Genomic DNA, 12,533 nt, shown 5'->3' with positions numbered 1-12,533 from the left:
TCCCCGACTCTAGCGGGGCCGGTGCCCCAGCTCGGCCAGCGTGGTGGACATCAGCCCCCGCAGCAGCGGCCCGGCCAGGCCCTCGTGCACGGACTCGACCGGCAGGCCCTGGGCGATGCGGGCGTGGTAGGACTCGCGGTCGCGCTCGCCGGTGTAGGGCAGCGCGGTCATCGCCACGACCACGGTGGCCCGGGTGCCGCCGCGCGGCAGGACGGCGACGGCGTGGGTGCGCAGGCAGGTCTCGTCGGGGGCGCCGTACCAGCCGCACTTGATCCCGGCCTCGGGCGAGCCGAGCGCCTCACGGGCGCCGAACGTCTGCTCGCCCGCCACCTGCCGCATCCAGGCCAGGACGGTGGCCGCCACCGGGTCGCCCGCCGCCGCGGCCTGCGCGAACACGGTGTAGGCGGCGGCGACCTCCTCGGCCGAGACCTCCACCGAGCCGAAGCGCGACGGGTCGCCGCCCGGCTGGGCCCACCGTACGCCGGTGCGCCGGTAGAGGTCGTCCAGCAGCACGCGGGGGCCGATGGACAGCCAGAGGCTGAGCGTGTCGGCGTTGGAGGAGACGACGACGGCGGGCTCGGCGTGGCGGCGCCAGCGGTCGGCGTCGTCGATGTGGTCGGCGGCCACCCAGGCGTAGAGCGGCTTGAGCAGCGAGGCGCAGCGCAACCGGGCCGGGCCTGAGCGCACGCTCAGCGTCCGGGCGGGCGGGCCGCCGTAGCCGCGCCTGATGCCCGCGGCCTGTGCTCCGGCGCTGTCTTGGAGGTCTTTCAGCAGGTCGTTGAAGGCCACCGTCCCACCGTAGACCTACGGGGCGGTCCGCCAGCGCCCTTCGTACCACTCCGCGCTCGGCGGCTCGCCGGGCAGCGGGGTCGCGCCGGGGGCGCGCAGGCCGTCGAGCGCGATGGCCAGCAGGCGTTCCTTGACCCGCTGGTGCTCCTCGCTCGGCGGGCCGGGCGCGGGCCTGCTGAACTGCTCGATGAGCAGCGAGACGTCGAGCGTGGTCACGTCGGGCCGCAGCGCGCCGGCCTCGCGGGCCCTGGCGACGAGGGCGCCGGCCAGCTCGGTGGCCCGGCGGGAGGTGCGCCACATCTCGTCGGTGACCTCGATCGTGCCCGCCACCGGGGCCAGCGCGCCGGAGCGGCCGGCGACGCAGGCGCGCACGTACGACTCCAGCCCGGTCCACGGGTCGGGCTCGGCCAGGGCCGATTCAAGATGGCCGACCACGCGTTCCATGGAGATCAGGCACAGCCGCTGGAGCAGCTCCTCCTTGGTGCGGTAGCGCCGGTAGAGGCTGCCCATGCCGACGCCCGCCTGCCTGGCGATGGCCGAGACCGGCGCGTCGAACCCCTGGGTCGTGAACACCTCGTGGGCCGCCTGGAGCAGTCGCAGATCGTTCCGCGCCGCCTCGGCCTGCCTGCCGCGTCCTGCCATGCCGTACAGGATATTGCGGAGCGTTGCGCTCCGATATACGGTTCTTTCCGGAGTGAAGCGCTCCGATAAAGGAGGTCTGTCATGCGTGCGGTGGTTCTGCGGGAGATCGGCGGGCCGGGATCGCTCGTCGTGGAGGAGGTGCCCGACCCCGTCCCGGGGCCGGGTCAGGTGCTGGTCGAGGTGGCGGTCGCGGGCGTCACGTTCGTGGAGACGCAGGTGCGCGCCGGACGGGGGCCGCGCGCGGCCGAGCTCCCCGCGGTCCTGGGCAACGGGGTGGCGGGCACCGTCCTGGCGGTGGGCGAGGGCGTGGACGCGGCGCTGACGGGCTCCCTGGTGGTCACCACGCTCGGCGGGTACGGCGGCTACGCCGAGCTGGCGGTGGCCGCCGCCGAGGACCTGATCCCGGTGCCCGCCGGGCTGTCGCCGCGCGAGGCCGTGGCGTTGCTGGCCGACGGGCGCACCGCCGTGGGGCTGATCCGCGCCGCCGCGCCGCGGCCCGGCGAGTGGGTGCTGGTGGAGGCGGCCGGCGGCGGGGTGGGCAGCCTGCTGGTGCAGCTCGCCCGCGCCGCGGGGGCGCGCGTGGTCGGCGCGGCCGGCAGCGCCGCCAAGCGCGAGCTGGCCGCCGGCCTCGGCGCCGAGCTGACGGTCGACTACACCGCCCCGGGCTGGGCCGACGAGGTGCGCGCCGCGACCGGCGGCCTGGACGTCGTCTTCGACGGCGTGGGCGGCGAGATCGGCGCCCGGGCGCAGGACCTGCTGAAGGACGGCGGCCGGCTCAGCGCGTACGGCATGGCCGGCGGCCCCATGACCGCCCCCTCCCCCCGCGTGACCGCCGTCGCCTGGCCCGCGGCCGACCCGCGCGAGCTGGCCCGCGAGGCCCTGGAGCTGGCCGCCGCCGGCCGCCTGCGGCCCACGGTCGGCAACGTGCTGCCCCTGGAGGCGGCGGCCGAGGCGCACGCCGCCGTCGAGGCCCGCGCGGTCACCGGGAAGACGCTGCTGCTGCCCGCGCGGGCCAGGACGATCCTGGTCACCGGCGCCACCGGGAACCAGGGCGGCGCGGTGGCCCGGACCCTGCTGGCCCGCGGCTGGACGGTCCGCGCCCTGGTCAGGGACCCGGCCTCGGACGCCGCCCGGGCCCTGGCCGCGCTCGGCGCCACCCTGGCCACGGGCGACCTGGACGACCCCGCCTCGCTCCGGACGGCCATGACCGGCGTGCACGGCGTGTTCAGCGTGCAGGCCCTGGCCGTGACGGCGGAGGAGCTGGCCCGCGAGGTGCGCCAGGGCGTCGCGGTCGCCGACCTGGCCGCCGGGCTGGGCCTGGCGCACCTGGTCTACAGCTCGGTCGGCGGCGCCGAACGCGACACCGGCATCGAGCACTTCGCGAGCAAGTGGGCGATCGAGCGGCACGTCGCCGGGCTGGGCCTGCGGGCGACGGTGCTGCGCCCGACGTTCTTCATGACGAACCTGCTGTACTACGCCGAGCCCGCCGGGGACGAGCGGGTCATCGCGCTGCCGTTCCGGCGCATGCAGCTCGTCGCGCCCGACGACATCGCCCACTTCGCGGCGGAGGCGTTCGAGCGTCCGGTGGAGTACGCGGGCCGGGCGCTGGAGATCGCGAGCGAGGAGCTCACCGGCGCCGAGATCGCCGAGGTCTACCAGCGGGTCACCGGCACGCCCACCCGGTTCGAGCAGACCGCGCCCGGCGGGGAGCGCATGTACGAGTGGTTCCTGGAGAGCGGCTACCAGGCCGACGTCGCCGCCCTCCGGGCCCGCCACCCCGGCCTGCGCACGTTCGAGTCCTTCCTGCGCGACCGGCTCCTCCGCTGACCCCGGGTCAGGACAGCGCCGCCTCGAAGCGGGCGCGCAGCTCCGACAGGCGGCCGACCGGCTCGGCGCTGTAGACGAGCCGGACGTACCGGGGGGCCACGCTCTCGCCCCAGGCCGTCATGGGGGTGGCCGCCACGCGCCCGCGGTCCAGCAGGCGGGCCGACAGGTCCTCGGCGGTCAGCCCCATGGCCGCGGCGTCCACCAGGACGGACCAGCCGCCGCCCGCCCGGACCACCGGCAGCCCGTCGAGCTGGGCGAGCACGGTGTCGTGGCGGGCCTGGTACTCGGCCGCCGCCTCCGCCACCCCCGCGCCCGCCGGGTCGGTGAGCGCGGCGGCGGCGCCGTACTGGTGGTATCCGCTGGCCACGGTGGTGTTGTAGATGGTCGCGACCATGATCCGGGACATGATGTCGGCCGGGCCGGCGACCCAGCCGATCCGCCAGCCGATCATCCGGTACTCCTTGGACATCGACCCGATGATGATCGTGCGCTCGGCCAGGCCGTCCACCTGGCAGGGGTTGATCCGCGGGTGGCCGTCGAAGACGATGCGCTCCATGGCGGCGTCGTAGATCAGGTACGCGCCGGTACGCTCGCACACCCGCGCGACGGCCTCCCAGTCCTCCCGGTCGAAGACCACGCCCGACGGCATCGACGGGCTCATCAGCAGCAGCGCCGCCGCGGCGGGCACCCGGGCGAGCGCCTCGCGGTCGAGCCGCCAGCGCCCGTCCTGCACCAGCAGCGGCACCAGGCGCGGGCGCGCGCCCGACAGCCGCACCCGCTGCAGCAGGCCGGCGTAGGTGGGGTCGGTGAGCAGCACCGGCTCGCCCGGCTCGGTCGTGGCCAGCAGCACGGGCATCACCGCCGACGTCCCGCCGGAGGTGATGCACACCTGCCGCAGGGGGTCGTAGTCGAGCCCGGTACGCGCCCGCAGCTCGGCGGCGACGGCCTGGCACAACACCGGCAGCCCGGTGAACGGCAGCCAGCTGTTGCCCGTCCCCTCCTCCAGTGACCGCCTGGTCGCGGCCACGGCGGACGGCGGGGGCGGGACGTCGGTGTCGAGGTTCTCCAGGCGCAGGACGTCGGCGTCCGCGCCGGCGGCCGCGGCCACCTTGTCGATGTCGAACGGCTGCACCTGCGCGAACCGGGAATTGGGCCGCATGACCGCACCTCCATGCCTCGTTCCGTATACGGAACACCTTGAGGCACCCACGGTCCTCCAGTGAGGACGCGGGTGTCAAGGGGCGGCGCGGAGGCGCGGCGGCGGCCGGGCCGGTTAGCCTCAGGCCAGGGTGCGGTCGGCCGGGCCGTCGTAGTGGTCCGGCCCCTGCATCGACAGGTCCAGCGGCTGGACCATGTCGGAGTTGGCCGAGGCCCGCCAGCCCTTCTCCCTGGTCATCTCCTCGATCGAGTGCGCGCACAGCGACAACGACCTGCACACGATGAACATGGCCTTGAGCTGCAGCGGCTCGTACCCCATGTCGAGGCCGACACAGCCCATCGAGCCGGGGCCGTTGAGCCAGATGCGGCGGCCGAAGACGCCCTCGGTGGCCTCCTCCATCGCGCGGGCGATGCCGACGTACCGGCCGGTGACGCCCAGCTCGTCCGAGAGCTCCAGCAGGCGGGCGGTACGCGGGTCGCGGATGTGCTGGGCGTGGTGGAACCCGGGCATGCGCTCGCGGCGTTCGCGCATCTCGGCGACGACCTTGGCGGCGGCCTCCGCGTCGCTCAGCCCGTCGCGCTCGGCCCGCTCGCCGACCGCGAGGAACATCTCGGCGGGCCGGTCGGCGGTGCCGTGCAGCCGGCCGATGCCGGCGACGCCCGCCGCGACGGCCGCGTTCAGCTCGGCGCCGCCGGAGGTGGCGAAGCGCACGGTGGCCGAGGAGGGCGACATGGCGTGCTCGGCCATGTTCACCAGGATCGCCTCGGTCATCCGGCCCACCTCGGGGGTCGGCAGCTCGCCGCGCAGCACCAGGTGGAAGTGGTCGGCGAAGGAGATGTTGCCGGTCAGCTCGTTCACGTCGTACCCGCGCACGACGATCCGGTCCTTGTTCTTCCAGGCGATCGCCGTCTCCCAGGCGAACGGCTTCTTGTCGGTCAACGGGCTTTCCTTTCAGGGAAGTACACGCACGCCGGGTCGATCTCCTCGCGCAGCAGGCGGAGGTCCTCGGAGTCCGGCGGCACCACAATTTCCAATGAATCCCGAAATTTCGGGGTAAAGCCGGTGTTGTGGAGTACGTCCGTGACGCTCGCCCCCGGCATGAGCGCCGTCACGGTCAGCGCCGAGTCCTCGGCCTCCATCACGCACAGGTCGGTGACGACCTTGACGCGCAACGGCCCGAGCCCGGCCTTGGCCCGCTCCCCCGGCCCGCCCAGGAACCCCGGGCTGGTGACGTAGTCACAGCGGGCGGGAAAGCGCCGCTTCTCGTGGTCGGTCAGGATCACCACCTGCCGGCAGTGGCTGGCGATGTCATTGGCGCCGCCGCTGCCGGGCAGCCGCACCCGCGAGCCGTCCGGCCTCGGGACCCAGGTGGAGTTGATGTTGGCGTACTCGTCCACCTGGGCTCCGCCGAGGAACCCCGTACGGACCAGGCCGCGCTGCACCAGCCCGCCCAGCGCCTCGAACAGCGACCCGTGCCGCGCGGCGCCGCGCATCAGCCGCGGATCGACCACGGACACCGGCGTCGGCACGACCTTCGGGAACATCACCCCCGACTCGATGACGAGCTTGGCCTCCGGCGCGTGGGTGCGCTGGGCGAGCGTGGCGGCCAGCAGCGGCAGGCCGGTGCCGACGATCACCAGGTCGCCGTCGCGGATCTGCCGGGCGCCCTCGACGACCAGCAACTCCCGCGGCAGGGCGGCCCACTCCGCGGACGCGCTCACACCAGCCTCCCCATCTGCTCGGTCAGCCCGGCCCTGAGCGTGCCCGCCGGGTCGCGGGCCCTGAGGTAGTCGTCGAAGGACGCGCCCAGGTTGGCCCCGATCCACTCGCGCAGCTCGGCGTCCCCGGCCCGGCCCAGCGCCTGGTACTCCTTGATCTCCGGCTCGGCGAAGTCGTACGCGCGGTAGACGGAGGTCGGGAAGGCGCCGAAAGGCTGGTGGACGACCGCCGTCACGTACGCCTCCGGGATGGTGACCCGCTCGGGCCGGTCGGCGAACGCCCCGGCGGGCAGCACCTCCTCGGCCGAGACGATCGTGGCGCGGGCGGCCCTGACCATGTCCACCTCGTGGGAGGTCACCCCCTCGATCACCACGTTCCCGGCCAGGTCGGCGCGGTTCGCGTGGATGATCGCCACGTCCGGCGTCATCGCCCGCAGCAGCACGACCGGCCGGCCCGTCCACGGATCGGCCGACTCCACCGCCACCCCGTCCGAGACCAGGTCGGCCAGCAGGTCGGTGCCGAGCAGGCTGCGCGTCGGCAGGAAGGGCACCCCGACGGCGCCCGCCGCGAAGCGGGTGGCCATCGCCAGGTGCGAGTGGTCGCCGACGCCGACCTCGCCGCGCTCGACGGCCCGGCGCCAGGCGAACAGCGTGCCGTAACGTTCCAGGTTGCCGGTGCCCTGCTCGGTGCGGACCACCAGGCCCGCGGCCACCAGCATGTCGAGCGGCAGCGACAGGTTGCAGCCGACCACGGTCAGCCCGCCGATCCCCTGCCTGATCACCTCGTGCACCAGCGCCATCGGGCACCGGTTGATGTTCTGGCCGCCCATCCCGACGACGGCCCCGGCGGGGACGTGCCGGGCGACGGCCTCGGCGGCCGTCAGTAACTTATGCACGCCGACCGCCACTCGGTGTAGAAGTCCCAGACCTGCGGCGAGCACTCGGGCGGGCCGAACTGCGACAGCTTGGCGCCCATGTGCGGCAGGTGCGCGTACGCGCCGACGCCGGGCCGGTTGACGTGCAGCATGCCCGCCTCGAAGCGGTCCAGGGCCTCGAAGATGGTCGCCGGGTCCTGGGTGAAGATCGTGCCGCTCATGCCGTACCTGACCGAGTTGGAGATGCGCATGGCGTCGTCGAAGCCGTCGCAGTCCACCACGGACAACACCGGGCCGAAGATCTCCTCCTGGGCGATCTCGCTGTCCCAGGGCACGTCGCGCAGCACGGTCGGCTGCACGTAGCAGCCCTCGGGCACGCCCTCGGTGTGCCGCTCGCCGCCGACGGCGACCTTCGCCCCGGCCTCCTGCGCGGCCTTGACCGCGTCCAGGCAGGCGCGCATGCGGGTCTCGTTCACGACCGGGCCGATCGTGGCCTCCTCCGACAGGCCCGGCCCGACCTTGAGCCGGGCCACCTCGGCGACCAGCCGTGACAGGAACTCCTCCTTGACGGCCCGGTCGACGATCACCCGCGAGGTGGCGCTGCACCGCTGCCCCGACTGCCCGAACGCGCCGAACACGGTGGCCTTGACCGCCTTGTCCAGGTCGGCGTCCGCGAGCACCAGGACCGCGTTCTTGCCGCCCAGTTCGAGCTGGGTGCGCAGCAGCCGCGGCGCGCCGGCCTGGTGGATGGCCAGGCCGACGGGCAGCGAGCCGGTGAAGCTGATCCCGGCCACGCGGGGATGCGTCACCAGCGCCTCGCCCGCCGCGATGTCGCCCTGCACGAGGTTGAGCACCCCGGCCGGGACGCCCGCGTCCACGAACGCCTCCACCAGCAGCGCGGAGGTCAGCGGCGTGAACGGCGACGGCTTGAGCACCGCCCCGCACCCGGCCAGCAGCGCCGGGGCGACCTTCCACATGGGGATGGCGAGCGGGAAGTTCCACGGCGTCACCAGGCCGACCACGCCGATGGGCGCGCGGAAGGTATAGGAGAACGTGCGCGGCTCCTCGGCGGGCAGCGTCTCGCCCTTCAGCCTGCGCCCCTCGCCCGCGGTGAAGTCGAGGATGGCCAGGGCCCGCCGGACCTCGCCGCGCGCCTCCTTGATGAGTTTGCCCTGCTCACGCGTGATCGCCTGGGCGAAGTCCTCGGCCCGCTCCTCGATCAGGCGCTCGGCGGCGCGCAGGTACTCGGCGCGCTTGATCGGCCCGAGTCCCTTCCACTCCGGCATCGCCGCCGCGGCGGCCTCCACGGCCAGCTCGACGTCCGCGCCACCGGACTCGGCGAAGTCCCCGATGTGGTCGGAGAGGTCGCCGGGGTTGATGTTCGGCCGGGTCTGCCCGCTCTCGGGGGCACGCCATTCGCCGCCGATGTGGTTGAGCAGGTAGCGACTCGGGATCGTCGCCATCGGGTTCCTTTCCGGTCAACTTCTGATACGGCAAAGCCTCACGGCCTGGGATGTTCCGGACAAGGGGGATTAGACCGATGCCCCCGATAGGCAGCCGTTATATGGCTCCGCCTATAGCGGCGATAGGCAAATCACGCATTGGCCGGACCGTTCCGCTGCACTAGACATGCCGGGGAAAAGACCTGCTCACGGCACTTGTCGAATTCACCCGGAATTAACCGAGGGTCCATATGAAGCATCGCACATGGGCGGTAATTGCCGCCTCATCCCTTTTCGCCCTCACCGCGTGCGGCAGTTCGGCCGGCGCCGGTGAATACGACTGGTCCGCCGCCCCGGACACCAGCAAGATCGCCGCCCAGGGCAAGGACCTGCCGACCTACGGCCTGGCCCCCGACTGGGCCAACTACGGCGAGGTCGTCAAGACGTTCTGCGCCAAGTACCAGGGCACCTGCGCCCACAAGGACACCGACATGTCCTCCTCGGAGGAGATCGTCAAGTTCGACGCCGAGAAGGACAACCCGATCGGCACGGCCAGCGACATCGGCCTCATGTGGGGGCCGGTGGCCGAGGCCAAGGGCGTGGTGCCGGCGTACCTGCCGCCGTCGGCGGGCAAGCTGAAGGACTGGCAGAAGGGCAAGGGCGGCTGGGTCGCCACGTTCGTGGGCGCGCCCGCCTTCGTGGTCAACACCGACAAGGTGAGCAACCCGCCCAAGAGCTGGCAGGACCTGCTCAAGCCCGAGTACAAGGGCCAGATCGCCATCAAGAACCCGGCCTCCTCCGGCACCGGCCAGGCCATGGTCGTCGCCGCCGCGGTGGCGAACGGCGGCTCGGTGGACGACCTGACCCCCGCCTACACCTACTTCAAGAAGCTCAAGGACGCCGGCAACCTCAGCGACGTCAAGATGAGCGAGGAGACCCTGGAGAAGGGCGAGGCCCCCATCCAGATCAACTACGACTTCAACGGCCTGGCCCAGAAGGCGGCGCTGAAGGCCAAGAGCGTCAACGTGGAGGTGATCATCCCCTCCGACGGCTCGGTCTGGTCGCCGTCCGGAATGATGATCAACAAGTACAACACGGCCAAGGGCGACTTCCTCAAGGGCCTGCTCGACTACGTGCTCTCCGACGAGGCCCAGACGCTGTTCGCCAAGTTCGGCGCCCGGCCCGTCCGCGCGCTCAACGGCGACCTGCGGCTCCCGGCCGACGCCAAGGCCAACTGGCTGCCCGAGGAGTCGTACGCGCCGGTCAAGGAGATCGAGATCACGAAGGTCAATCCCGAGCAGATCGTCGCCGACTGGGAGGCGAAGGTCCTCGCGTGACGTCCCACATCACGGAGTCCGTGGCGGCTCCCCCGGCCGCCGCGCGCCGCAGGGCCCCGGGCAGGCTGTTCACCGCCTGGGGCCCGGCCCTGCCGCTGCTGGCGTTCACGCTGGCCACGCTGGTGCTGCCGGCGCTGCGGCTGCTGCACGACACCTTCGCGCTGCCGGGCGGCGGCTACGGCCTCGACCACATCGTCAAGGTGGCGCGGAACCCGGTGGACCGCCAGGCGATCGGCGGCTCGCTCGCGCTCGGCCTGACCCAGGCCACGCTGGCCACCGCGCTCGGCGCGCCCGCCGCCTGGCTGATCACCCGGATGCGCCTCGGCGGCCGGGCCTTCTGGCTGTCGCTGATGAACGTCGCGTCGAACTTCGCCGGCATCGGCCTGGCCTTCGGCTTCGTCGCGCTGATCGGCTCGACCGGCATGCTGACGCTCGTGCTCAAGGGCCTGTTCGGGATCGAGGACAACCCGTTCCCCTCGCTCGGCTCCTTCAACGGCATGAACGTCGTCTACCTCTACTTCAACGTCCCGATGTTCGTGCTGCTCACGCTGCCCGCGCTCAGCGTGCTCAAGGACGACTGGCAGGAGGCCGCCGCGGTCTGCCACGCCACCCGATGGCAGTTCTGGCGGTACGTCGGCCTGCCGGTGCTCGCGCCGTTCGTCATCGCGGGCTGGCTGCTGGTCTTCACCTGGACGATCGGCGTCTACGCCGTCGCGTACGCCATCGGCTCCTCCCCCAGCGCGACCAAGCTCATCACCCTGCAGATCGGCAGCACGCTGGAGTCCTCGGTGTTCGGCCTCGGCCGGGCCGCCGTGCTGTCGGTGCTGCTGATGATCCTGGCCATCGGGGCGACGCTGCTCTACCGGCTCTCGCTCAGGCGCGCTGCGAGGTGGCTGTGAGACGGCGCCTCTTCCTCGGCCTGCTGGCGGTCTACTTCGGGCTGCCGCTGCTGGCCGCCCTGCTGTACTCGGTGGCCACCCGCTGGACCGACACGCCGCTGCCCGACGGCTACACCCTGGCCCACTGGGCCGGCGTGTTCGCCGAGCCGGACGTCATGGCCGCGCTCGGCCGCTCGCTCGCGCTCTCGGCGGTCGTCGTGGTGATCGAGATCGTGCTGGTGGTGCCGGCCGCGTACTGGTCGGTCGTGCACAACCCGCGCATCGGGTCGATCGTCCAGACGATCGCGGTGATCCCGTTCGCCGTCCCGTGGGTGGTCGTCGGGGCGGGGCTCCAGCTCGTCACCAAGTCGGTCGCGCCCGAGCTGTTCGGCACGTTCTGGCTGCTGGCCGCGGCCACCGCGGCGATCTCGTTCCCGTTCATGTACCGGGCGGTGGAGAGCTCGCTGCTGGCGGCGGGGGCCGTCCAGCTCAGCGAGGCCGCCGCCACGTGCGGCGCCGGGCCCGCCCGCACGCTGGTCAGCGTGATCCTCCCGGCGATCCGTGGCGGCGTCGTCTCCGGCGCGCTGCTGGTCATCGCGACCGCCATGAACGAGTTCGCGCTCGCCAAGATCCTCACCGGCGTCAGCTACGAGACGCTGCCGCTCTGGTCGGCCCGCCAGTTCGTCTCCCGGACGCTCGGCGACCCCAACGCGCTGGCCGTCGTCACCATCTTCACCTTCGGCCTGCTGTTCGCGCTGTCCGCACTGGTCGTCTGGCTCGGCCGCGGACGGGTGAGCGCGTCCATGGCCACCGCTCCGGTCCAGAAGGGCACCACTCCATGAGCCACGTCGTACTCGACCGCATCACCAAGCGCTACGCCGGGCACACCGCGCTGAACGGCGTGAGCGTCAGCGTCGAGCAGGGTGAGCTGCTGGCCCTGCTCGGCCCGTCGGGCTGCGGCAAGACCACGCTGCTGCGCTGCATCGCGGGCCTGACCGGGTTCGACGGCGGGCGGCTGACGATCGGCGGCGCCGACATGGCCGGCGTGCCGGTGCGCAAGCGGCCCATCGGCATGGTCTTCCAGTCCTACGCGCTGTTCCCCAACCTCACCGTGGGCGGCAACGTCGCCTTCCCCCTGACCGTCAGGAAGCGGCCGAAGGAGGAGGTCAGGGAGCGCGTGGCCGAGATGCTCGACCTCGTCGGCCTCGACCACCTCGCCGACCGCCTGCCGAACCAGCTCTCCGGCGGCCAGCAGCAGCGCGTCGCGCTGGCCCGCGCGCTCTGCCCCCGCCCCGAGGTGCTGCTGCTGGACGAGCCCCTGTCCGCCCTGGACGCCCAGGTACGCCACCGCCTGCGCGACGAGGTGCGCCGCATCCAGCACCAGGTCGGCATCACCACCGTCTTCGTCACCCACGACCAGGCCGAGGCCCTGGCCATCTCCGACCGGGTCGCGGTGATGAACGCCGGCGACATCGAGCAGTGCGGGCCGCCCGCGGAGATCTACACCGCGCCCTCCACCCGCTTCGCCGCCGGCTTCGTCGGCAACCGCAACACCCTCGAACTCGACGCGGTGGGCGGCCGGGTCACCGCGGGCGGCGCGTTCGACGTCGAGGCGCCCGCGCCGCGCGTCCTGTGCATGTTCCGCCCCGAGGACGTCGAGGTGGCCCCGGACGGCCCCGGCGCGCGGGCGGTCGTCGACGTGACGGTGTTCCTGGGCGCCACCACCCGCGTGTACGCCCAGGCGGGCCCCTCGGTGATCTTCGCCGACGTGCCGTCCAGGGCCGCCGCCGGCCTGTCGCCAGGAGACGAGGTGCGCCTGCGGGTCGCCCCCGACCACGTCCAGGTGTTCCCCGCCTGAGCTGTTCC

At 73.0% G+C, this 12,533-nt stretch carries 12 protein-coding genes; 5 read left to right on the top strand and 7 right to left on the bottom strand.

Going from position 1 to position 12,533, the window contains the following annotated elements; genetic code table 11:
- Positions 1-9 precede the first annotated feature (9 nt).
- Both ACIBST_RS43605 and ACIBST_RS43600 read right to left on the bottom strand, forming a co-directional pair.
- Positions 10-789: a hypothetical protein gene (locus ACIBST_RS43605; RefSeq protein ID WP_397179372.1), complete on the bottom strand. Its 780-nt coding sequence runs from the start codon at positions 787-789 to the stop codon at positions 10-12.
- A gap of 15 nt (positions 790-804) precedes the next feature.
- The gene (locus tag ACIBST_RS43600) at positions 805-1,431 is read right to left on the bottom strand and encodes a TetR/AcrR family transcriptional regulator (RefSeq protein WP_397179371.1); all 627 of its coding nucleotides are present in this window, start codon (positions 1,429-1,431) and stop codon (positions 805-807) included.
- Positions 1,432-1,512: 81 nt separating this feature from the next.
- Between ACIBST_RS43600 and ACIBST_RS43595 the strand changes: the two genes are divergently transcribed.
- The gene (locus ACIBST_RS43595; protein WP_397179370.1) at positions 1,513-3,258 is read left to right on the top strand and encodes an NmrA family NAD(P)-binding protein; all 1,746 of its coding nucleotides are present in this window, start codon (positions 1,513-1,515) and stop codon (positions 3,256-3,258) included.
- Between the two features lie 7 nt (positions 3,259-3,265).
- On the opposite strand, the gene ACIBST_RS43590 is transcribed toward ACIBST_RS43595, so the two are convergent.
- From ACIBST_RS43590 to ACIBST_RS43570, 5 genes are all read right to left on the bottom strand, one after another.
- Complete coding sequence (locus ACIBST_RS43590; RefSeq protein ID WP_397179369.1) at positions 3,266-4,417, bottom strand: pyridoxal phosphate-dependent aminotransferase; 1,152 nt, start codon at positions 4,415-4,417, stop codon at positions 3,266-3,268.
- Between the two features lie 120 nt (positions 4,418-4,537).
- Positions 4,538-5,356: a citrate/2-methylcitrate synthase gene (locus ACIBST_RS43585; RefSeq protein ID WP_397179368.1), complete on the bottom strand. Its 819-nt coding sequence runs from the start codon at positions 5,354-5,356 to the stop codon at positions 4,538-4,540.
- Positions 5,353-6,138 (bottom strand): CoA-transferase subunit beta, encoded by a 786-nt coding sequence (locus ACIBST_RS43580; RefSeq protein WP_397179367.1) that lies wholly within the window; start codon positions 6,136-6,138, stop codon positions 5,353-5,355. The genes ACIBST_RS43585 and ACIBST_RS43580 overlap by 4 nt, the downstream gene beginning before the upstream one ends.
- Complete coding sequence (locus ACIBST_RS43575; RefSeq protein WP_397179366.1) at positions 6,135-7,031, bottom strand: CoA transferase subunit A; 897 nt, start codon at positions 7,029-7,031, stop codon at positions 6,135-6,137. Before ACIBST_RS43575 ends, ACIBST_RS43580 begins: the two co-directional genes overlap by 4 nt.
- The gene (locus ACIBST_RS43570) at positions 7,016-8,473 is read right to left on the bottom strand and encodes an aldehyde dehydrogenase family protein (RefSeq protein ID WP_397179365.1); all 1,458 of its coding nucleotides are present in this window, start codon (positions 8,471-8,473) and stop codon (positions 7,016-7,018) included. The genes ACIBST_RS43575 and ACIBST_RS43570 overlap by 16 nt, the downstream gene beginning before the upstream one ends.
- Positions 8,474-8,703: 230 nt before the next feature.
- Here ACIBST_RS43570 and ACIBST_RS43565 point away from each other — a divergent pair, with 230 nt between their 5' ends.
- The 4 genes from ACIBST_RS43565 to ACIBST_RS43550 are packed head-to-tail and all read left to right on the top strand — an operon-like array spanning position 8,704 to position 12,525.
- Positions 8,704-9,789 (top strand): extracellular solute-binding protein, encoded by a 1,086-nt coding sequence (locus ACIBST_RS43565; RefSeq protein WP_397179364.1) that lies wholly within the window; start codon positions 8,704-8,706, stop codon positions 9,787-9,789.
- Positions 9,786-10,688, top strand: a complete 903-nt coding sequence (locus ACIBST_RS43560) for an ABC transporter permease (protein WP_397179363.1) — start codon at positions 9,786-9,788, stop codon at positions 10,686-10,688. Before ACIBST_RS43565 ends, ACIBST_RS43560 begins: the two co-directional genes overlap by 4 nt.
- Entirely contained in the window at positions 10,685-11,509 is an 825-nt protein-coding gene (locus tag ACIBST_RS43555; RefSeq protein ID WP_397179362.1) for an ABC transporter permease, read from the top strand. The genes ACIBST_RS43560 and ACIBST_RS43555 overlap by 4 nt, the downstream gene beginning before the upstream one ends.
- The gene (locus ACIBST_RS43550; protein ID WP_397179361.1) at positions 11,506-12,525 is read left to right on the top strand and encodes an ABC transporter ATP-binding protein; all 1,020 of its coding nucleotides are present in this window, start codon (positions 11,506-11,508) and stop codon (positions 12,523-12,525) included. Before ACIBST_RS43555 ends, ACIBST_RS43550 begins: the two co-directional genes overlap by 4 nt.
- The last annotated feature ends 8 nt before the right edge of the window (positions 12,526-12,533 follow it).

This window comes from Nonomuraea sp. NPDC049684 (assembly GCF_044465345.1).
Lineage (GTDB): Bacteria > Actinomycetota > Actinomycetes > Streptosporangiales > Streptosporangiaceae > Nonomuraea.
This window is presented reverse-complemented; position numbering and strand designations above follow the sequence as displayed.